At 69.5% G+C, this 20,737-nt stretch carries 20 protein-coding genes and 1 pseudogene; 5 read left to right on the top strand and 16 right to left on the bottom strand.

What is annotated here, in order from left to right; all coding sequences use genetic code 11:
• Positions 1 to 26 precede the first annotated feature (26 nt).
• The 3 genes from IB278_RS12300 (at position 27) to IB278_RS12290 (ending at position 4,119) form a co-directional block, all read left to right on the top strand.
• Positions 27 to 3,098, top strand: coding sequence for a helix-turn-helix transcriptional regulator (locus IB278_RS12300; protein ID WP_192323559.1), 3,072 nt, complete (start codon positions 27 to 29; stop codon positions 3,096 to 3,098).
• Positions 3,099 to 3,217: 119 nt separating this feature from the next.
• Positions 3,218 to 3,577: a group I truncated hemoglobin gene (locus IB278_RS12295; RefSeq protein WP_145746242.1), complete on the top strand. Its 360-nt coding sequence runs from the start codon at positions 3,218 to 3,220 to the stop codon at positions 3,575 to 3,577.
• Between the two features lie 71 nt (positions 3,578 to 3,648).
• Positions 3,649 to 4,119 carry a cupin domain-containing protein gene (locus IB278_RS12290; RefSeq protein WP_145746243.1) on the top strand — a complete coding sequence of 157 codons (471 nt, stop codon included), beginning with the start codon at positions 3,649 to 3,651 and terminating at the stop codon, positions 4,117 to 4,119.
• Between the two features lie 3 nt (positions 4,120 to 4,122).
• Here IB278_RS12290 and IB278_RS12285 read toward each other — a convergent pair whose 3' ends face one another.
• On the bottom strand, positions 4,123 to 4,398 hold the full coding sequence (locus tag IB278_RS12285; protein ID WP_145746244.1) for a DUF4242 domain-containing protein: 276 nt from the start codon (positions 4,396 to 4,398) through the stop codon (positions 4,123 to 4,125).
• A 70-nt stretch (positions 4,399 to 4,468) separates the two neighbouring features.
• Between IB278_RS12285 and IB278_RS12280 the strand changes: the two genes are divergently transcribed.
• Entirely contained in the window at positions 4,469 to 5,011 is a 543-nt protein-coding gene (locus IB278_RS12280; protein ID WP_145746245.1) for a nucleoside 2-deoxyribosyltransferase, read from the top strand.
• Between the two features lie 24 nt (positions 5,012 to 5,035).
• Here the strand turns inward: IB278_RS12280 and IB278_RS12275 are convergent, their stop codons facing one another.
• Positions 5,036 to 5,941, bottom strand: a complete 906-nt coding sequence (locus IB278_RS12275; protein ID WP_192323558.1) for a LysR family transcriptional regulator — start codon at positions 5,939 to 5,941, stop codon at positions 5,036 to 5,038.
• Between the two features lie 97 nt (positions 5,942 to 6,038).
• Between IB278_RS12275 and IB278_RS12270 the strand changes: the two genes are divergently transcribed.
• Complete coding sequence (locus tag IB278_RS12270) at positions 6,039 to 6,806, top strand: sulfite exporter TauE/SafE family protein (protein ID WP_192323557.1); 768 nt, start codon at positions 6,039 to 6,041, stop codon at positions 6,804 to 6,806.
• A 12-nt stretch (positions 6,807 to 6,818) separates the two neighbouring features.
• On the opposite strand, the gene IB278_RS12265 is transcribed toward IB278_RS12270, so the two are convergent.
• The 14 genes and pseudogenes from IB278_RS12265 to IB278_RS12200 all read right to left on the bottom strand — a co-directional run.
• Entirely contained in the window at positions 6,819 to 7,295 is a 477-nt protein-coding gene (locus IB278_RS12265; RefSeq protein ID WP_145746248.1) for an NUDIX domain-containing protein, read from the bottom strand.
• A complete protein-coding gene (locus IB278_RS12260) occupies positions 7,295 to 7,744 on the bottom strand; it encodes a GatB/YqeY domain-containing protein (RefSeq protein ID WP_145746249.1) in 450 nt (149 codons plus the stop codon). Before IB278_RS12260 ends, IB278_RS12265 begins: the two co-directional genes overlap by 1 nt.
• A 108-nt stretch (positions 7,745 to 7,852) precedes the next feature.
• Complete coding sequence (rpsU, locus tag IB278_RS12255; RefSeq protein ID WP_007833691.1) at positions 7,853 to 8,065, bottom strand: 30S ribosomal protein S21; 213 nt, start codon at positions 8,063 to 8,065, stop codon at positions 7,853 to 7,855.
• Between the two features lie 150 nt (positions 8,066 to 8,215).
• Complete coding sequence (locus tag IB278_RS12250; protein WP_145746250.1) at positions 8,216 to 9,457, bottom strand: NAD(P)/FAD-dependent oxidoreductase; 1,242 nt, start codon at positions 9,455 to 9,457, stop codon at positions 8,216 to 8,218.
• 5 nt (positions 9,458 to 9,462) lie between these two features.
• On the bottom strand, positions 9,463 to 10,248 hold the full coding sequence (locus IB278_RS12245) for a YaeF family permuted papain-like enzyme (protein WP_192323556.1): 786 nt from the start codon (positions 10,246 to 10,248) through the stop codon (positions 9,463 to 9,465).
• Positions 10,245 to 11,375: a sterol desaturase family protein gene (locus tag IB278_RS12240; RefSeq protein WP_145746252.1), complete on the bottom strand. Its 1,131-nt coding sequence runs from the start codon at positions 11,373 to 11,375 to the stop codon at positions 10,245 to 10,247. The genes IB278_RS12245 and IB278_RS12240 overlap by 4 nt, the downstream gene beginning before the upstream one ends.
• Positions 11,376 to 11,485: 110 nt before the next feature.
• On the bottom strand, positions 11,486 to 12,358 hold the full coding sequence (locus IB278_RS12235; protein WP_186454239.1) for an ABC transporter permease: 873 nt from the start codon (positions 12,356 to 12,358) through the stop codon (positions 11,486 to 11,488).
• Position 12,359: 1 nt separating this feature from the next.
• The gene (locus tag IB278_RS12230) at positions 12,360 to 13,277 is read right to left on the bottom strand and encodes an ABC transporter permease (RefSeq protein ID WP_192323555.1); all 918 of its coding nucleotides are present in this window, start codon (positions 13,275 to 13,277) and stop codon (positions 12,360 to 12,362) included.
• Positions 13,278 to 13,281: 4 nt separating this feature from the next.
• The gene (locus IB278_RS12225) at positions 13,282 to 14,550 is read right to left on the bottom strand and encodes an ABC transporter substrate-binding protein (RefSeq protein WP_192323554.1); all 1,269 of its coding nucleotides are present in this window, start codon (positions 14,548 to 14,550) and stop codon (positions 13,282 to 13,284) included.
• An 88-nt stretch (positions 14,551 to 14,638) separates the two neighbouring features.
• Positions 14,639 to 15,751, bottom strand: coding sequence for an ABC transporter ATP-binding protein (locus IB278_RS12220; protein ID WP_192323553.1), 1,113 nt, complete (start codon positions 15,749 to 15,751; stop codon positions 14,639 to 14,641).
• A 138-nt stretch (positions 15,752 to 15,889) separates the two neighbouring features.
• Entirely contained in the window at positions 15,890 to 16,696 is an 807-nt protein-coding gene (gene cobA, locus IB278_RS12215) for a uroporphyrinogen-III C-methyltransferase (protein ID WP_192323552.1), read from the bottom strand.
• The gene (gene ybiB, locus IB278_RS12210) at positions 16,693 to 17,598 is read right to left on the bottom strand and encodes a DNA-binding protein YbiB (protein ID WP_145746258.1); all 906 of its coding nucleotides are present in this window, start codon (positions 17,596 to 17,598) and stop codon (positions 16,693 to 16,695) included. The genes cobA and ybiB overlap by 4 nt, the downstream gene beginning before the upstream one ends.
• 47 nt (positions 17,599 to 17,645) lie before the next feature.
• Complete coding sequence (locus IB278_RS12205; RefSeq protein ID WP_192323551.1) at positions 17,646 to 20,441, bottom strand: nitrate reductase; 2,796 nt, start codon at positions 20,439 to 20,441, stop codon at positions 17,646 to 17,648.
• A 22-nt stretch (positions 20,442 to 20,463) separates the two neighbouring features.
• Positions 20,464 to 20,737: pseudogene (locus tag IB278_RS12200) on the bottom strand (nitrite reductase (NAD(P)H) small subunit); the annotation flags it as partial.

Genomic DNA, 20,737 nt, shown 5'->3' with positions numbered 1-20,737 from the left:
CATGGCCGGCAAGCACAAGGAGCGGCATGGTTGCACTGGACCGGATCGGCTGTCATCGCTGCGGGCGCGTTCGTCTGCACGCCGATGCCTCATGTCCGGCCTGCGGTGCGGCGCCTGCCGCAAGAGCGGCGGTGGCGGGCGCGAGCGAGCCCTTCGTCGGCCGCCGCGGCGAATTGCAGCTGGCGCACGATGCGCTCGGCGGGGCGCTGGCCGGGCGCGGCCGCGTCGTCATGCTGAGCGGGGAGGCCGGCATCGGCAAGACGCGGCTGGCCCAGGAGGTGGCAACGCTGGCCCTGCGGCGCGGCATGCTGACCCTGTGGGGCCGCTGCCTCGAGGAGCCGGGTGCGCCGCCTTTCCTGCCGTGGACCCGCGCGATGCAGGCCTGCCTGCGGGCCTGCCGCGACGAGCGCCTGCCCGCGCTGCTCGGGCGCGAGGCCGCGGCGGCCGTCGAGATTGCGCCCGAACTCGCCGAGCGGCTGCCCCCCGGCACCGCGGTGCCGGCGATCGGCGAGGGCGACCAGGCACGCTTCCGGTTGTTTGCCGCGGTTGCGCATTTCTGGCGCCAGGTGGCGACCCTGCGCCCGCTGCTGCTGATCCTCGACAACCTGCACTGGGCCGATGCATCGTCGCTGCGGCTGCTGGCCTTCATCGCCCAGGACGTCGGCGAATCCCGCATCCTGCTGCTCGGCTCCTACCGCGAGGCCGGCCTGTCGCGCCAGCATCCGCTGGCGGCCACCCTGGCCGAGCTGCTGAACACGCGGCAGTTCTGCCGCCTGCCGCTGCAGGGCCTGAGCCTCGAGGAAACCGAGCGGATGGTGGCCGCGGCCAGCGCCGTGACGCCGCCGCCCGCCGTGATCGCGACCATGCATCGCCGCACCGAGGGCAATCCGCTCTACCTGGTCGAGATGCTGCGTTTCCTGCAGCAGGGCCCCTGCGGGGACGACCCGCACGCCGCCGCGGCGCGGGCCGGGACCGTGCCGAGCGGCATCCGCGCGGTGATCGGCCAGCGGCTCAACCAGCTCTCGGCGCCGTGCTGCGAACTGCTCGCGATCGCTGCGTGCATCGGCCGCGACTTCGACCTGCCGCTCCTGGCCGAGCTGGCCGGCGCCGGCAGCGAGGCCACGCTGCTGGGCAGGCTCGACGAGGCGCTGGCGCAGCGCGTCATCGAGGCCGTGCCGCCCGGGCCGCAGTACCAGTTCAGCCACGTGCTGATCCGCGAGGTGCTCTATGACGAGCTGCCCGCGGCACGCCGCGTCGCGCTGCACGGGCGCATCGCCGAGTCGCTCGAGGCGCGCCATGCCGGGCGGCTCGACGCCGTGCTGGCGCAGCTCGCCTACCACGCGGCCGCGGCCCTGCCCGCGGGCAATGCGGCGCGCGCGCTGGACATCGCGCAGCAGGCCGCCGCGCGGGCCGTGGCGCTGATGGCGCACGAAGAAGCCCTGCGCTGCTACCGCCTCGCGCTGCAGTTGCAGGAGCGCTGGCTGCCGGCCGCGCGCGCGCGGCATGGCGTGCTGCTGCTGGCGCTCGGTGCGGTGCAGACGCACGCCGGCGAGAACGATGCCAGTGCCGCCACCTTCCTGGAAGCGGCCACGCTGGCGCGCGCGCTCGGCGACGCGGACCTGTTCGCGCAGGCGGCGCTCGGCTTCGAGAACAACGGCTGGCGCATCAGCCGCCCGGGCGAGCAGGCGGCGGCACTGCTCGAAGAGGCGTTGGCCTCGTCGGACGGTTTCGACGCCGCGCTGCAGGTCGACCTGCTGGCCGCGCTGTGCCGCGCCTGCATCTTCTGCGGCCGGCAGTCGCAGGCCAACGCGGCGCAACACCAGGCGGTCGCGCTGGCGCGCGGGCTGGCGATGCCGCACCCGCTGTTCAAGGCGCTGGCGGCGATCCTGCCGGCGCGCGCCGATCCCACCCAGCTCGACGAGCGCCTGCGCTGCGCGCGCGAGGCGCTCGAAGTGGCCGAGCATGCCGGCCACATGGAATGGGTCGACGCGCTGACCGGCTGGTACTTCGGCGACCTGGTCGAGAAGGGCGAGCTCGCCGCGGCGCGCCCGCTGGCCCAGGTCCATGCGCGGGTGGCAGACGCGATCCGCCAGCCCTTCATGCAGGCCATGGGGCTCGCCAGCCTCACATTGCTCGCCGCCTACGAGGGCCGCTTCGCAGATGCCGAGCGGCTGGCCGGCCAGACCTTCACGATCGGACAGCGCTTCCTGCCCGGCAACGCGCAGGGCGCCTACAGCCTGCAGATCTTCGTGCTGCGGCGCCACCAGGGCCGCCTCGGCGAGGTGCTGCCGGTGCTGCGCGGGCTGGTGGGCAGCGTGCCTCGCGACAGCCTCTGGCAGCCCGGTCTCGCGCTGATCTGTGCCGAACTCGACCTGCACGAACCGGCCCGAGAGGCCTACGAGGCGCTCGCGGGCGACGGCTTTGCCGGCATTGCGCGCGACGGCATGTGGCTGACCAACATCGTCTTTGCGGCCGAGGTCTGCGCCCGCCTCGGCGACCGGCCGCGCGCGGCGCTGCTGTACCGGCTGCTCGCACCCTACGCCGGCCGCAACGTGGTGACCGGCACCAACATCGCCTGCTTCGGCGCCGTGGACCGCTACCGCGGCATGCTGGCCGCGCTGGCCGGCGACGACGCGAACGCCGCGGTGCACCTGCAGGCCGCGGTTGCGCTGGACGAGCGCTGCGGCGGCCGTCCCTGGCTCGCGCACAGCCGCCTGGAATGGGCGCGCTGGCTGGCCGCGCGCGGCGATGCGGCAGCCGCGGGCACGCAGCTCGATGCGGCACTCGCACTCGGCCGCGAACTGGGCATGGCCAGCCTGGCGCGGCGCTGCGAGGCGCTGCAGCGCGAACTCGAGGGCGCCGGCGCGGCGCCGTCGGCATCCCCCGAGGGCCTGAGCCGGCGCGAACTCGCCGTTCTGCGGCTGCTCTGTGCCGGCTGCAGCAACCAGGCGATCGCCGAGCGCCTGTTCATCAGTCCGCACACGGTGGCGCACCACGTGCGCCACATCCTTGCCAAGACCGAGTGCCGCAGCCGCACCGAGGCCGCGGCCTGGGCGCACCGCCACCGCGTCGCGGCCGAGGGCCGGGAGCCATCCTGATGGCCGGGGCGGCACGGCGCGAAATGGTCAATTCGGGCGATGCGCGGCCGCGCGCCCAAGCCTAACTTCGGGTCTCGGGCTCGGCGCCGCCGGGTCCTCAACCCGAAGGAGTGCGCCCCATGCCTGCAACCCTGTACGAACGACTTGGCGGAGAGGAGCGCATCCAGCGCCTCGTCACCGACGTCGTCGAGAACCACTACGCCAACCCGCTCATCCGTTCGCGCTTCGCCAACAGCAACCGCGCCGAGGTCGAGCGCCATGTGGTCGAGTTCCTCTGCTCCGGCAGCGGCGGCCCGCAGTGCTACACCGGCAAGGACCTGGTGTCGGCCCACAAGGGCATGAACATCAGCGAGCAGGAGCTGGTCGCCGCCATGGACGACATCGTCGCGGCCATGACCAAGAACGGCTACGACCAGGCCGAGAAGAACGAGGTGGTCGCGATCCTCTATTCGTTGAAGGGCGACGTGGTGCGGCTGTAGACGCAGCCGCGGCTCTCGCTTGCGCCCCGGCGGCGCTTCGCCGGTGACACGGAAAGGAAAGGAACCTCACCATGACACGCCAGCCATTTGCCGCCTGGGCGATCGGCGCCGCCCTGATCGCGGCCATCGCCACCAGCTGGGCCCAGTCCGGCGACCACCAGATGATCTCGCCCGCCGACCTCAAATGGGCCGACGTTCCCTCGCTGCCGCCCGGCGCGAAGCTCGCGGTGATCGAAGGCCCGATGAGCGAGGCCGTGCCCTTCACGGTGCGCCTCAAGGTGCCGGCCAACTACCGGGTACCGTCGCACTGGCATCCGGCCGTCGAGCGGGTGACCGTGCTTTCGGGCACATTCCACATGGGCCTGGGCGACAAGCTCGACATGCAGAAGTCGATGCCGGTGGTGGCGGGCGGCATGATGATCCTGCAGCCCAAGACGCCGCACTTCGCCTGGACCAGCGAGGAAACGGTGGTGCAGCTGCACGGCACCGGGCCCTGGGGCATCACCTACGTCAATCCGGCGGACGACCCGCGGGCGAAATGAACTTCAGGCCGACAGGAGGTCGGCCGGCAGCGCCGGCGGGCGCAGCTCGCCGACCTCGATCACCACGTCAGCCGGCAGTCCGTTGCGCCGTGCCGCCTCGCGGATCGGCTCGATGCCGGGGGCTTCGTACAGACAGTAGGTCTTCTTCTTGTCGGCGCTGAGGAACGAATACAGCCAGCGCACGCCGACGTCGTCGTTGACGCGGATGATGCCGGCCGCGGCCTCGGGCGAGACCTCGAGTTGATCCGCAAAATTGCGCTCGATCAGGTAGAGAGGCATGGCGGCTCCTTCGTCGTGAGGAAGTGCCATCGTAGTACGGCTGGCCGCAAAAACCTAAGATGTGCCCTTCATGGACACATCCCCCGACAACCCGGCGCGCCCGCGGATCTACCTTGCCGGCCCCGACGTCTTCCGCCCCGACGCCAGGGAGCACTTCATGCGGCTCGCGGCCGCCTGCGATGCGCTGGGGCTGGCAGCCCTGCTGCCGGCCGACGGCAACGAGGAGCCGGGTGCGCAGGCGCCGGAAATGCAGATCTACCAGGCCAACATGCAGCGCCTTCGCGGCGCCGACGGCGTGGTGGCCAACCTCGCGTGCTTCCGCGGCCTGGAGCCCGATTCGGGCACGGTGTTCGAGGTGGGCGCCGCGGTGGCGCTGCAGATTCCGGTCGTGGCCTACGGCGTGCCTGCGGGCAGCTATGCCGACCGCGCCCGCGCGGCGCTGCAGTGCGCGCCCGATGCCGCCGGGGTGCTGCGCGAGAGCGGCAGCGGCATCGCGGTGGAGGATTTCGGACAGCCGCTGAACCTCATGCTGGCCTGCTCGATCCACATCGCGCCGACGCCGGAAGCGGCGCTGCAGAAGATGGCGCAGCTGCTCGCCGCGCCTGCGCGCTGAGCCGCCCGGGGAAGGGCGCTGCGGCTATTTCGCCGCAGCCTGTTCCACCGGCGCCACCAGGTGCTCGAGCATGCGCCGCGCATTGAGCGGCAGTTCCTGCGACGAGCGCACGCATGCCATCAGCGTGCGCTCGGCCCAGGTGTCGCCGAGCGCGGCGCGCGCGATCTTCATCGAGCGGGCGCAGCGTTCGGCCGCCGTCTGCGGCACGATGCCCACGCCGATGCCGTTTTCCACCATGCGGCACACGGCCTCGAAGTTGCCCACGCGCACGCGATAGGCCAGGTGCCTGCCGAGCGCGCGGGCATGCTGCGCGAGCAGCAGCTGCAGCGCGCTGTCGGCGGGCAGGCCGACGAATTCGCTGTCGATCACCTCGGCCAGCATCACGCGCCGCCGGCCGGCCAGCGCATGGCCGCGCGGCATCACCAGCACCAGGTCGTCGCGGCGGAACGGGTGGCATTCGAGGCCCTCGGTGTCGATGGCGTCCGAGACGATGCCGATGTCGCAGCGGCCGCCGCGCAGCGCGTCGACGGTGTCCGGGCTGGGCCGCTCCTCGAGGTCGACCGAGATGCGCGGATGCTGCATGAGAAAGCGGCTCAGCACCTCGGGCAGGTGCTCGGTCAGCGCCGAGGTGCCGCACATGAAGCGCACGTGGCCCTTGAGGCCCTGGCCGTATTCGCCGAGCTCGCCGCGCAGGCGCTCCATCTGCTGCAGCACCACGCGCGCATGATGCAGCAGCGTACGTCCGGCCTCGGTGGGGCGCACGCCCTGCGCATGGCGCGTGAGCAGCGGGCTGCCGAGGGCGTCTTCCATGCCGCGCACGCGCTGGCTGGCCGAGGCGAGCGTCATGTGCGAGCGCGCCGCACCGGCCGTGAGGCTGCCGGCCTCGACCACGTGGAGAAAGAGCCGCAGGTCGGTGAGATCGAATCGCATCGCCGCAAGGTAGCACGGGAGCCTCAGCCTGTGCCTGAGGCCGGCTGCGCGAATGCCGCATTTCCAGGCGCCGCCGTGGCCGGCAGACTGCGCCGCAATGACGATCTCGAACGAACTGGCAGAACTGGCAAGAGGCCACTGGGCGGCCGCTGCCCTGGTGTTTCTGCTGGCCGGCGTGGTCAAGGGCGTGATCGGGCTCGGGCTGCCGACGGTGTCGATGGCGCTGCTCGCGCTCTGGATGCCGCCGGTGCGCGCGGCGGCGCTGCTGATCGCGCCCTCGCTGGTCACCAACCTCTGGCAGACCGGGCCGCGCGCGAGCTTCTGGCCGGTGCTGCGCCGCATCGGCGGTATGCAGGCGGGCATCGTGGCAGGCACCCTCGGTGGCGCGCTGTGGCTGGGCGTGCCTGCGGGTGAATGGGCCTCGGTGGCGCTGGGCGCGGCGCTGGTGGCCTATGCGCTCTGGGGCCTCACGGGGCGGCAGCTGCAGGTGCCCGCGGCGCACGAGCGCTGGCTCGGGCCGGTGGTGGGCGCCGCCACGGGCCTGGTGACCGCGGTGACCGGCGTGTTCGTGGTGCCGGCCGTGCCTTATCTGCAGGCCCTGGGCTTGCAGCGCGACGCGCTGATCCAGGCGATGGGCATCTCGTTCACCACCTCGACCGTGGTGCTGGCCATCGGGCTCGCGGGCAACGGCGGCTATCCGGTGGCGGCGGTGGGAGGATCGCTTGCGATGCTGGTGCCGGCCCTCGGCGGCATGGCGATCGGCACCTGGCTGCGCAAGCGGCTGCCGGTGGCGGTGTTCAGGCGCTGCTTCCTGGCCGGGCTGGCGCTGCTGGGGCTCTACATGGTGGCTCGCGCGCTGGCGTGAACCCGACCGGCTTTACTGCGTTGCGAGCAGGGCCGCGCGAACGCGCTCGATGGCCTGCCGGTAGGGCAGGGTGAAATTGGCCGTGTCGTCGCCGGCTGCGAGCCAGCTGAACGAGAACACCAGGCCGTCCTCCTCGGGGCTGCCCATGGCCACGTGGTCGAAGGTTTCGGGCAGCGGGCCGTCGGCGCGCATCAGGAACAGGTGCCACAGCTGGGGGTGGCGCAGCGTATTGCCTTCGATGCCGGCTTCGCAGTCGCGCTGCAGGGTGCCGAGCGGCAGCAGTTCGCCGACGTGGTCGATGCCCGATTCCTCCAGCAGCTCGCGCCGCACCGCCACCTCGGGCGATTCGCCGGGCTCGATGGTGCCCTTGGGTAGCTGCATGTTGCCGTCGCCCGGGTGGCGGAACACCAGCAGCCGGCCCCTGGCGTCGACCAGGCAGGCGCAGGCCTTCAGGATCGGGCTGGTGCGGCCGCTGCTGCTGTCGTTCATCAGGCGTTCGCGAGGGCGGCCTTGACGGCGGCGCTCACCTGGCCCATGTCGGCCTTGCCTGCGAGGCGGGTCTTGACCGCGCCCATCACCTTGCCCATGTCGCCGGGACCCTTGGCGCCCAGTTCGGCCACGATGGCCTTCACTTCGGCGGCCACCTCATCGGCGCTCATGCGCTGCGGCAGATAGACCTCGAGCACCTTGATCTCGGCGGCTTCCTTGTCGGCCAGGTCGGTGCGGCCGCCGGTCGTGAACGCGGCGATCGAGTCCTTGCGCTGCTTGACCATCTTGTCGACGATGGCAACGACCATGGCGTCGTCGAGCTCCACGCGCTCGTCGACTTCCTTCTGCTTCATCGCGGCCAGCAGCAGGCGGATGGTGGCCAGGCGCTCCGAGTCCTTGGCGCGCATCGCGGTCTTCATGTCTTCGGTGATCTGTTCTTTGAGTGTCATTCGGCACAACCTTTCGGAAAAAACAAAAGCCGCGGCAGGTTTCCCTGGCGCGGCTGGGGCAACGGGGGCTGGCGGCGACTTTCGTCGGCGGCCGGGCCCGGGTGTTGCTTAGTACAGCTTCTTGGGCAGCTGCATGCTGCGCACGCGCTTGTAGTGGCGCTTGACGGCGGCTGCCTTCTTGCGCTTGCGCTCGGCGGTCGGCTTTTCGTAGAACTCGCGGGCGCGCAGGTCGGTCAGCAGGCCGAGCTTTTCGATGGTGCGCTTGAAGCGGCGCAGGGCGACGTCGAAAGGCTCGTTTTCTTTAACGCGGATGGTGGTCATTGATGAATCGTTGAACTGAATTTGGCCTGGGGAGATCGAGGCCCCAAGCCGGGGTTCCTCAACTGAAAATTTTTGCGGCCGTTGAGGGAAGGCCAAAAGTTAGCCCGCGAGTATAGCACTCCCCAGGGCTGCGCATGCTTCGCGGTCTTTTCAGAAGGAGGTGGCGCAGGCGTGCGCGCTGGCCCAGGCCCATTGGAAGTTGTATCCGCCCAGCCAGCCCGTCACGTCGACCACTTCGCCGATGAAATACAGGCCCGGCTGCTTCGATTCCATGGTCTGGGAGGACAGATCGCGGGTGTCGACGCCGCCAGCCGTGACTTCCGCCTTCTTGTAGCCCTCGGTGCCGCTCGGGGTGATCTGCCAGCGGGCAATGCGCTCCGCCAGGGTGGCCAGGGCCTTGTCGGCCGCCTCGTTGACGGGCCGCTGCAGCGCCGGGTCCTGCCCGACCCAGGCATCCGCCAGCCGGGAGGGCACGAGCGCGGCCAGCTCGTTGGCGATGCGCTTCTTCGAGCGCAGCTTGGCTTCGCCCAAGGCTTCGGCCACGTCCACGCCGGGTGCAAAGTCGAGCGTGAGCGGGCTGCCGGGCTTCCAGTAGCTCGAAATCTGCAGCACCGCCGGGCCCGACAGGCCGCGGTGGGTGAACAGCAGGTCTTCGAGGAAGGCCATCTTTTCCTTCCTGGCGCCGGTTTCGATGCGCACCGGCAGCGCCAGTCCGGCCAGTTCGGCATATGGCGCCCAGGCTTCGCCGCCGAAGGTCAGCGGCACCAGGGCCGGGCGCGGCGCGACGACGCGCAGGCCGAACTGCTCGGCCAGGCGGTAGCCGAAGTCGCTGGCGCCGATCTGCGGAATCGACAGGCCGCCGGTGGCGACCACCAGCCTGGGTGTCTCGATGGGGCCCCGGGTGCTATCGATCCTGTAGCTGCCTGCGCCCGCCGTGCCGTCGCCGGAGGCCGAGAAGACGATCTTTCCGAGCTTGCACGGCTGCCAGCGCGTGACGCTGCCCGCATCGCACTCCGCCAGCAGCATGTCGATGATCTGCTGCGAGGAGCCGTCGCAGAACAGCTGGCCCTTGTGTTTTTCGTGATACGCGATGCCGTGCTTGTGCACCAGCTCGATGAACTGCTGTGGCGCATAGCGCGACAGCGCCGAGCGGCAGAAATTCGGGTTGTCGCCGATGAAGTGGCGCTGCGGCGCGCGCACGTCGAGGTCGCGGTTGGTGAAATTGGCGCGCCCGCCGCCCGAGATGCGGATTTTTTCCGCGATCTTTTCACTGTGGTCGACCAGCAGCACCTTGAGCCCGCGCTGCCCGGCCAATGCCGCGCAGAACAGGCCCGCGGCACCGGCGCCGACCACGACGGCGTCGAATAAATGAACCGAAGACGAATTGCTCAAGGCGGTCAGGGGCCGTCTGCGGCAAGCAGCGGCGGCGCGTTGTACTTGAGGTGGCCCACGTAGCGCAGCGGCTGCGTGGCGGCAATCGAGGGCACGTCGCCCTCGCGCATGTGCAGCAGGTCGGCCGGGCTGACCCAGCGCGGGTCGGCGTCGGTGATCGGCAGGCCGGCCCTTCGGTAGGCCTCGAGCACGAACTGCGAGCAGAAGAACTGGTCGTCGCGGCTCGCGCCCAGCTGCACCATGGCCATGCCGCTGATGCAGTAGTGGCTGACGGCGGAGGGGACGAGCGGCAGCTCGCACAGGCGCCGGTTCAGCACGAATGGCGCATTCAGCAGCACGCCGGTGGTGTTGTAGCGGATGCCCACCTGCGAGTTGGCCCAGGCGCGCAGTTTCTGGGCACCCGAGGCATCGAGCCCGGGCACCCGGAAGGCCACGACCATCTGTTCCTCGTCCACCACGTCGGCCAGCGGCCGCGCGCGCACGCCGCTGCCTACCGCCTCGGCGATCAGGCCGTCGCCCAGGTAGAGCACGGCGTGGCTCACGGGCGAGAAGGTGCCCAGCCGGATGCCGAAGGAATTGACCGTGGCGATGGAGGTCAGCAGGATGTCGCCGGGCTGCAGCGCGTCGGCGGCAATGAGCTCGCCGCCGTTGCCGGGCGCGATGACCGAGCTCTGCACGCGCAGGCGCAGCCCCGCGTCCTTGGACGGCAGGTCGACGCGGGTGGCGCAGGCCGAGAGCAGCAGCAATGCGGCAGCGCCGAGCGCCGCCGCGTGCAGAGGGCGCCGCATCATCCCTTCCAGACGAAAGGAAACTTCAACTGCTTGAAGAAGCCGTTGGGCACGTAGTCGCCGAGCACGCCGTACTTCTCGGGCCAGAGCTTGGTGCTCTTCACCGCCGTGCCGAAGAGATAGTCGAGAAAGGCGTAGTGCGCCGAATAGTTCTTGTCGAGCGCCTCCACGTCCTGGCTGTGGTGCCAGTGGTGGAAGTTGGGCGTGACGATGACGTAGCGCAGCGGCCCGAGCCGCACGCTCACGTTGCAGTGGTTGAACACCGCCTGGAAGCCCACCACCACGATGTACGCGTCGATCACTTCCTTGGAGAAGCCCAGCACGTAGATCGGCGCCAGCACCAGCGTGCGCGTGATCAGCAGCTCGAGGATGTGCTGGCGCGAGCCGGCCATCCAGTCCATGCTCTTCACGCTGTGGTGCACCGCGTGCAGGCGCCACAGCACCGGCACCTCGTGGTAGGCGCGGTGGGTCCAGTACTGCACGAGGTCGGCCACCAGGATGATCAGCAGCAGCCCGGCCCAGAACGGCAGGTTGCCCACCCAGCCGCGCACGCCGTCGTTGGCGGCCCAGCCGAAGAACTTGTGCACCATCAGGTTGGTGGCCAGCAGGACGAATCCCACGATCATGTGGTTGACCACGAAATGATGGAAGTCGGTCTGCCATTCGGCGCGGAACACCGGCTGGTCCTTGCGCAGCGCGAACAGCTTCTCGATGAAGATGAAGATCAGCGAGGAGCCCAGCAGGTCCAGGATGAACCAGTCCAGGCCGATGTAGGGCGTGTTGTCGGCAAAGTCGTTCACCGGCACCTTGTGCCCGCCCAGCAGCGCGGCCGCGGCCACCAGCAGGAAGGCGGCCGAAGAGAGCCAGCGCGAGCGGTTGAAGATGATGTTCACCAGCGCCAGCCCGCCCGAGACCACCATGGCCGCCAGCAGGATGAAGCGCATCACGTCGACGTTGTAGCTCTTGCGCAGCTCGGGCGTCGTGAGGTATTGGGGAAAGTGGAAGGCCAGCACGCCGAGGAAGCACAGGATGCCCAGGCTCAGCGCGATGGTTCCGGTGACGAGGCCCCGGCCGCGGCGCAGCTCGCCATGGGTCTGGGTGAATTCGTTGAGTTTGTCGATGTCCAGCATTGCCCGCCTCTCTCTCGCTCGTGTTGTGTCTTGTTGGGCGCGATTTTAGGCGGCTGTAGGAAAACTCTCACGTCGGCCGAACGGCCAGGCATGGCCATGCCATCCGGGCCTCAGCGCGGCCGCACGGCGCGCCGGCGCAGCAGCGCAGCCGTGCCCAGCGCCACGGCCATGACCAGCAGCGACACGACGGTGGTCACCGTCCCCAGCGCATAGATGGAAGGCGTCGTGACCGTCGAGGTCAGGCCCTGCAGCTCGAGCGGCAGCGTGTTGACGTCGCCGATGGCCTGCGAGGTGCGGGCGATCTCGTCCCACGACAGCGTGAAGCCGAACATGCCGATGCCGACGATCGACGGCCCGATCAGCGGCAGCACCACGAAACGGAAGGTCTGCCAGGGCGTGGCGCCGAGATCGCGCGCGGCTTCCTCGTAGGCCGGGTTGAAGCGGTTGAACACCGCGAACATGATGAGCAGGCCGAAGGGCAGGGTCCACGTCAGGTGCGCGCCGAGGGCGGAACTGAAGAGGCCGAGCGCGGTGCCGTAGCCCTCGAGCAGCGTGGTGGCATCCATCGCCGTCAGCAGGCTCTTGATGCCGGTGTCGAGCAGCCGGAACTGCAGGCCGATGCCGAGCGAAATGATGATCGACGGCATGATGAGGCTTGCCACGGTCACGAAGAACAGGGCGTTGCTGCCCGCGAGCTTCTTGCGGAACGCGAGCCCGGCCAGCACCGACAGCACCACGGTGAAGCCCATGACCACCGCGCCCAGCGCCAGCGAACGCCGGAAGGCCGCGCCGATGTCGACGGTGCCCAGGCCCTCGGCCAGCTTGTGGAACCAGTGCAGCGAGACGCCGCGCAGCGGAAAGGTCAGGCCGCCTTCGGGGCCCTGGAAGCTCAGGATGAAGATCGTGATCATCGGGCCGTAGAGGAACAGCACGAAGAGGCCGAACACGATTGCGAGCGGCCAGAAGCCGGGTCGGCGTTCCATCTCAGAGCTCCTTGCGGATATCGACCAGCCGGGTGAGTCCCCAGATGATCATCAGCACCACCGCCAGCAGGATCATCGCGTTGGCCGCGGCCAGCGGAAACTGCAGGTACGAGGTCTGCACCTGGATGATCTTGCCGATCGATGCGATCTGCTGCCCGCCCATCACGCCGATGGTGACGAAGTCGCCCATCACGATCGTGATGACGAAGATCGAGCCGATCAGGATGCCCGTGCGCGACAGCGGCACCACCACGTTCCAGAGCGTCTGCCAGCCCGAGGCGCCCGCGTCGCTGGCCGCTTCGAGCAGCGAGCGGTCGATGCGCATCATGCTGTTGAAGATCGGCACGATCATGAACATCGTGTAGAGATGCACGAAGGCGAGCACCACCGAGAAATTGGAGAACAGCAGCCACTCGACCGGCTGGTTGACGACGCCCAGGCCCATCAGCGCCTGGTTCACCAGCCCGTTGCGGCCCAGGAGCGGCACCCACGAGATCATGCGGATCACGTTGGAAGTCCAGAAGGGCACGGTGCACAGCACGAACAGCGCCGTCTGCATGCCCGGCGAGCGCACGTGGAACGCCAGAAAGTAGGCCACCGAAAAACCGATCAGCAGCGTGATGCCCCACACCAGCAGGCAGAACTTGAAGGTGCTCAGGTAGGTATTGAGCGTGACGCACAGGTCGCCGTTGTCGGTGAGCTGCGAACAGCCCTCGAACAGGCTCAGGTAGTTGCGCAGCGTCACCGCCGGGATCAGCTCGTACTCGTTGAAGTTCCACAGGCTGACCATCGCGACCAGCGCCAGCGGAACCAAGAAGAACAGCAGGAACACCAGCGCGAACGGCGCGGCCTGCCACCACGCCTTCACGGCATGGACGGACGGGCTGGGCGCGTGCGCGCTGGCGGTGGGGGCGTTCACGGGATCAGGCAGCGACGAACTCGTTCCACTTCCGGACCATGTACTCGTTCTCGTCCATGACGGCGTTCCAGCAGGCAATGCCGCCCATGCGCTGCTCGTAGCTGCCGCCGTCGCGCACCGCGCCGGCCTTGGCGAGCAGGTCGCCGTTCGGACTCTTGATGTCCTGCGCGGCGGGCTTGCCTTCCATCCAGTAGGCCCATTCGTAGGCTTCCATCTTGGCCTTGGCGGTGTCGAGCACGGCGCTGTAGTAGCCCTGGCGGTTCAGGTAGGCGCCGGCCCAGCCGTCGAGGAACCAGTTGATGAATTCGTAGGCGCCGTCGAGCTTCTTGCCCGAGAGCGTGGCCGGCAGGCCGAAGCCGGCGGCCCAGGCGCGATAGCCCTCCTTGAGCGGCTGGAAGTTGCAGGCGATGCCCTTGGTGCGCACGGCGGTGACGGCCGGCGACCACATCGACTGGATCACCACTTCGCCCGAAGCCATCAGGTTGACCGACTCGTTGAAGTCCTTCCACAGCGCGCGGAACTGGCCGGCCTTCTTGGCTTCGATCAGGGTCTTGATCGTGAGGTCGATCTCGGCCTTGGTCATGTTGCCCTTGTCCTTGTACTTGTGGATGCCCTTGGCTTCCACCACCATCGCCGCGTCCATGATGCCGATCGACGGAATGTTCAGGATCGCGGCCTTGCCCTTGAACTCGGGGTTCAGAAGCTCGGCCCAGGAACCAATGGGACGCTTGATCAGGTCGGGACGGATGCCCAGCGTGTCGGCGTTGTAGACCGTGGGAATGAGCGACATGAACTGTGTTGGCGCAGTCGCGAACTTCTTGCTCTTCTCGCCTTCGAGATAGATCACCTTCTTGGGCGCGGTGCCCTGGTCGCCCACGGCCTTGCCGGCGACCTCGCCCTTGGTGAAGAGCGTGGTGATCTTGTCGGCGTTCTTGATCTTCCGGGTGTCGATGCCCTTCAGGTTGCCGGTGGGCACGATCTTCTTGAGCGAGAAGAACTCGGTGTCGATCAGGTCGAAGCTGTTGGGCGCGGTGACGGCGCGCTTGGTCACGTCGTCGGTGGTCACGGCCACGTACTGGATCTCGATGCCGGTGTCGGCCTTGAACTTCTCGGCGATGGCCTTGTCCTGGTTCACCGCCGTGCCCAGGTAGCGCAGCACGATCTTTTCCTGCGAATGCACGAAGGGCGCGATGCCCGTGGCCAGGATGCCGGCGGTGCCTTGCAGCAGGGTGCGGCGCTGGAGGCCGGCGGACGAGTCGATGGGGTCGGTCATGGAAGAGTCTCCGTGGAAGAAAAAGGCAGGGGAGGGAAAGTGGAAAAAAGCGAATGGAAATGCAGGCAATGCCAGAACGGCCGCGCGCTCACAGCGGCATGCTCGCGAGCGCGGCCAGGTCGTCGCGTGCGGGGCGGCTGCCGCTCGCGGCCGGCGCCGGCGCGCGCTCGGCAGGCGGCTTGGCACCGGGGCCGAGCACGCGCACATCGGCCGCGGCCCAGGACAGGTGCACCGCATCGCCCGGCGCATGGGGGCTTGCAAGAAAGGCGGCCTCGCCCAGCAGCACCGAGACGCTGCCGCCGGGCGCGGCGTCCTGCAGCGCGAGGCCGAGCAGCACGTAGGTGCCCTGGTACTCGACGTCGGTGACCGTGGCGGCCAGGCCGCCCGCCGCGTCGCCGCGGGCGATCCGCATGTGGTCGTTGCGCACGGCGATCGGGCCGGCAGGCGTGTCGAACACGTTGTGGCCGCCCATGAAGCGCGCCACGAATTCGCTCGCGGGATGGTTGTAGACCTGGTGCGGCGAACCGGCCTGCTCGATCACGCCGTGGTTCATGACCACCATGGTGTCGGCCAGCGCCATCGCTTCTTCCTGCGAGTGCGTGACATGCACGAAGGTCAGCCCCAGTTCCTTCTGCCAGCGCCGCAGCTCGGCGCGCATCTGGATGCGCAGGAACGGATCGAGCGCCGACAGCGGCTCGTCGAGCAGCAGCACGCGCGGCTCGGTGATGAGCGCACGCGCGAGCGCCACGCGCTGCTGCTGGCCGCCGGAGAGTTCGCCGGGCTTGCGTTCGGCCAGGTGGCCCATCGCCACGCGCTCGAGCAGCTCGCGTGCGCGCTGCTGGCGCTCGGCCTTGCCGACACCCTTCATCTTGAGGCTGAAGGCCACGTTGTCCAGCGCCGAAAGGTGCGGGAACAGCGCGAAGCTCTGGAACATCATCGCGGTGCCGCGCGCGGCCGCGGGCAGGTTGGTGATGTTGCGGTTGTCCAGCAGGATGTCGCCGCTCGTGACCGACTCGTGGCCCGCGATCATGCGCAGCGTAGTGCTCTTGCCGCAGCCCGAGGGGCCCAGCAGGCAGCAATAGCTGCCGCTTGCGATGCGCAGGTCGATCTGGTCGACGGCGGCGGGCGTGCCCGCGGCATAGCGCTTGCTGAGCGCGACGACTTCGACGGCGGCGGGCGGGGGCGCGATGGCGGCGGTCATCGCTGGGCCCCGGGCGCGGGAAATGATCGGAAGGCGAGCATGCTGGCGTTAAGCACGCTCCATGCCACGTTGGCGGCTCGAGGGCCCATGGCCCCGAGCGGGGATGCCCGGCGGCCCTCGCCCCGAAACCCCGGAAACCTAGGTGCCGAAGCGGTTCGCGTCCGCCGGCAGCGCCGCTGCGGCGAGTCCGCGCAGCACGTCGCCCACCACGATCACCGCAGGGCTCGCGATGCCGGCTTCGGCAATGCCGGCCTGCAGCCTCTCGAGCGTGGTCGCAACGTGGCGCTGGTGCGGAAGGCTCGCATGCTGCACCACGGCCACGGGCGTGTCGCCCGGCAGGCCGTGCAGCAGTTCGCGTTCGATGTGGCCGGCGCCCGCCACGCCCATGTAGATCACCAGCGTGAGCCGCGCGCTGTGCGCGGTGGCGGCCAGGGCGCGCCAGTCGGTCGGGTCTTCGGCCGCGCCGGCGCCGGTCTTGGCATGGCCGGTGACGAACACCACGCCCTGCGCATGGTCGCGGTGCGTGAGCGGCACGCCGAGCGAGGTGACGGCCGCGAGGCCGGCGGTGATGCCGTTGACCACCGTGCATTCGATGCCGGCTTCGCGCAGGTGCTCGACCTCTTCGCCGCCGCGGCCGAAGATGAAGGGATCGCCGCCCTTGAGCCGGACCACGGTCTCGCCTTCGCGCACCGCGGTGATCATGAGCCGCTCGATGAAGGCCTGCGGCGTGCTCTTGCAGCCGCCGCGCTTGCCCACGTGCACGATGCGCGCATCGGGCCGCGCATACGAGGCCAGGATGCTGTCGCTCACGAGGTCGTCCACCAGCAGCACGGTCGCGGCCCGGATCGCCTTGACGGCCTTGAGGGTCAGCAGTTCGGGATCGCCGGGGCCGGCGCCCACCAGCGTGCAGCTGCCGGCGGTGGATGAAGAAGCGGCGTTGTTCATGCGTGGGATGCCAGTTGCGTGATGTGCCTCACCTGGGTGGCGATGGCCTCCGGCACGGGAAGCTCGCCATTCAATACGCGCCGCGTGTAAGCGGCCGTGGTCGCGACGTCGATCTCCTTCGGCAGGCCCGGCACTTCGCTTGCCGTGCCGCTTTCCTGGGCCTGCAGCTCGCTGCGCACGCCGCGCACGAAGCCGTCGATCTGCGCGGTGCGGCGCGGGTCGGACACCACTTCGCCCTCGAGGCCGCGCGAGAGCAGGGCGGTCATGCCCATGAGCTCGAAGGTTTCGCCCATGGTGCGCGCGTATTCCGGATGGGTGTAGCTTGCCACGATCACGCAGGGGCCGGTGGTCGGCTGCATCAGCTTGACCACGCTGTGGCCAGGGTTGCGCAGGCCGACCACGCGGCGCACGTCGAGCAGCCGCTTGAGCGCGGGATTGAGCAGCTCGGTCGGCGCAAAGCCCACCCCGCCGCAGGGGATCTTGCGGATGGCCGGCAGCGCGGGCACGTCCAGCGCCTCCAGCACGTTCGACGCCAGCACGCGCGAGGTTTCGGTGGCGCTGCCATGCACCAGCACCGGCAGGCCTTCGCGGGCCAGCAGCAGTGCCAGCAGCGGCGTGAGCACCGGCAGCCGGCGCGCGCCGTTGTAGCTCGGCAGCACGACGAGCGGGCGGTCGGCGGCGGGCAGGTGGTTGAGCCGCGCATGCGTGGCATCGAGGAAACCTGCCATCTCCTCGGGCGTTTCGCCCTTGATGCGCATGGCCAGGCAGAAGCCGCCGATCTCCAGGTCGGTGACGGTGCCGTCCAGCACCTGGCCGAACAGGTCCGTGGCCTGCTCGCGCGTGAGCGGCTTGGCGCCGCGCGCGCCGCGGCCGATTTCCTTGATGTATTGGCTGATTCCCATGGGTGCGCCGATTGTCCCGCAATGCTTATGCCGGAATGCAAGTCGGCTTATGCACCCTCGGCCACGGTTTCGGCGGGCGTCGCGCGCACCATGCGCTTGAGCTCGGGCAGGCAGGAGCCGCAGTTGGTGCCGCATTTGAGCGCGCCCTGCAGTGCGGCCAGGCGCTCGTCGGGTGTGCCGGTGCAGCGGCCCAGCTCGGCCTGGATCGCCAGGTCGGTCACGTTGAAGCACGTGCAGACCGGATGTCCCCGCGACTGCACCGCCACCGGCGCGCGCGCGCCCGGCGACAGCAGCAGCCGGCCATAGGTCTGCGCCGGGATTTCCTCGCGCAGCAGGGTGCCGATCCAGGCTTCGGCGCTGGTGTCGCCGCCCAGCAGGAAGGCTTCGAGGCCGGCGTTGCCGTCGGCGCGCCGCACCAGCCGCGCCACGCGGCGCTGGCCGCGCCGGCGGTCGGCGTAGCGCAGGGCATCGCTGCCGCGCAGGCCGAGCAGGCCTTCGATGCGGTCGATGGTTTCATCGGCCGGCGCATCGTGCGCGGCGGCGCGGAACAGGATGCCGCTGCGCTCCTCGCCCGGCGCGTTGCCCGAGAACGGCACGCAGGTGGCAAACGGAAACATCGCCATCATCGGCTTGAGCGCCTGGTGCGCGGCCAGCGCGGCGTCCGGCGGCAGCCAGGCCATGGCCAGCAGCGACCACGGCAGCTCGGCCTTGAGGATCTTGACCGGCGTGTGCTTGAGCTCGGGCTGCTTCGAGGTGGGGCAGAAGGCCGAGGTGGTCAGCGCATTGATGCCCGCCAGCGGCGTGCCGGTCGAAGAGCAGCCGCTCAGGTATTCCTCGCCCCAGTGCATGGCGACGAAGGCCTGGCTCAGGCCGATCTCGGCACTGGCCTGCACAGGCAGCAGGATCGAGCCGCGCTTGGAGGTCAGGTGCACGAGGTCGCCGTCCTTCAGCTGGCGGCGCGCCATGTCCTGCGCGTTCATCTGCACCACCGGCTCGGCCACGTGGCCGAACAGCCGGCCGACCGTGCCGGTGCGGCTCATGCCATGCCACTGGTCGCGCAGGCGGCCCGTGTTGAGCGAGAACGGATAGCGCGCCTCGCGCGCCTCGGCCACCGGCTTGTAGACCGTGTCGACGAAGCGTGCGCGGCCGTCCGGCGTGGGGAAGATGCCGTCCTCGTAGAGGCGTGCGCGGCCGCTGGCCTCGCCTTCCTTCAGCGGCCATTGCTGCGGACCTGCGCTGTCGAGCATCGCGTAGCTCATGCCGGTGATGTCGAGGTCGCGGCCGCGCGTGGATTCGCGGTGCTCGTTCCACACCCGTTCGGCGGAGTCGTACGGAAACAGCGTGTCGGCGCGGCCGAGCCGCTGTTCGAGCCGGCGCGCGAAGTCGACCGCAATCGACCAGTCGTGGCGCGCTTCGCCGGGCGCCGCCACCGCAGGGCGCACACGCGAGATGCGGCGCTCGCTGTTGGTCACGGTGCCTTCCTTCTCGCCCCAGGTGGTGGCGGGCAGCAGCAGGTCGGCGAAGGCGCAGGTGGCGGTGGTCGAAAAAGCCTCCTGCACCACGACGAATTCGGCGCGCTCGAGGGCGCGGCGCACCGTGGCCTGGTCGGGCATCGACTGGGCGGGGTTGGTGCAGGCGATCCACAGCGCGCGGATCTCGCCGTCGGCCGCGGCCTGGAACATCTCGACCGCGGTCTTGCCGGGCTTTTCGGGCACCGAGGGCACGTTCCACAGCGCCGCCACCTCGGCCCGATGCGCCGGATTGGCCAGGTCGCGGTGCGCGCTCAGCAGGTTGGCCAGGCCACCCACTTCGCGCCCGCCCATGGCATTGGGCTGGCCGGTGAGCGAGAACGGGCCGGCGCCGGGCTTGCCGATCTGGCCGGTCGCGAGGTGCAGGTTGATCAGCGCCGCGTTCTTCGCGGTGCCGCTCGACGACTGGTTGAGGCCCTGGCAATAGAGGCTCAGCGTGGCCGGCGAGGTCGCGAACAGGCGCGCCGCGGCGAGCAGGTCGTCCTTCGAGATGCCGCAGATCTGCGCCACCTTGTCGGGCGTGCATTCGCGCACCGTGGTCTTCAATGCATCGAAGCCGCTGGTGTGGGCCGCGATGTAGCCGTTGTCGGTCCAGCCCTCCCACAGCATCAGGTGCAGCATGCCGTTGAACAGCATGACGTCGGTGCCGGGCTGGATGGGCAGGAACAGGTCGGCAATTTCCACCGTGTCGGTGCGGCGCGGATCGGCCACGATGATCTTCAGTTCGGGATTCACCGCCTTCGCATCCTCGATGCGGCGGAACAGGATCGGATGCGCCCACGCAGCATTGCTGCCCACGATGAAAAGGCATTGCGCGTGCTTCAGGTCGTCGTAGCAGGCCGGCGGTGCGTCGGCGCCCAGCGTCTGCTTGTAGCCGGCCACCGCGCTGCTCATGCACAGGCGCGAGTTGGTGTCGATGTTGTTGGTGCCGATCAGGCCCTTGGTGAGCTTGTTGAAGACGTAGTAGTCCTCGGTGAGCAACTGGCCCGAGACGTAGAAGCCCACGGCGTCGGGGCCGTGGTCGCGGATGACCTGGTCGAACTTGCCGACCGCGATGTCGAGCGCGCCGTTCCAGCCGATGGCTTCGGGCGCGGCGCCGCGTTCGGTACGCCGCATCGGCTGCAGCAGCCGTGTCTGGCGCGTGACCGTGGCCGTGGCCGTCAGATGCAGCGTCGAGCCCTTGGTGCACAGGCGCCCGAAGTTGGCCGGATGGTCCGGGTCGCCGCGCACGCCGGTGATCTGCGCGCCATCGGATTCGATGACAACGCCGCAGCCGACGCCGCAATAGGGGCAGGTGGAGCGAGTCTCAGCCATGGGTGGTGTCTTGGTTTCGCGCCTAGCTGCTGTGCGGCGCCTGCACGTCGAAGGTCTCGTCGCCCAGCTTGCCGGCCGTTGCGGCACCGGGGCCGGCGCGCGGCGGCGCCAGGTCGAGCGCGTGCGTCTTCAGTTCGACCATGTTCATCATGACCTGGCCATCTTCGAGCTTCACCGCAAACCGCGGCGTGCACCCTTCGTCGGGCGATTGGGCACACCCGTCCTGCAGCCCGATGGCCCAGTTGTGCAGCGGGCAGGCCACGCTGGTGCCGAACACGATGCCCTGGCTCAAGGGG

It is taken from the genome of Variovorax sp. VRV01 (genome assembly GCF_014852545.1).
GTDB classification, from domain to species: Bacteria; Pseudomonadota; Gammaproteobacteria; order Burkholderiales; family Burkholderiaceae_C; genus Variovorax; species Variovorax beijingensis_A.
This window is presented reverse-complemented; position numbering and strand designations above follow the sequence as displayed.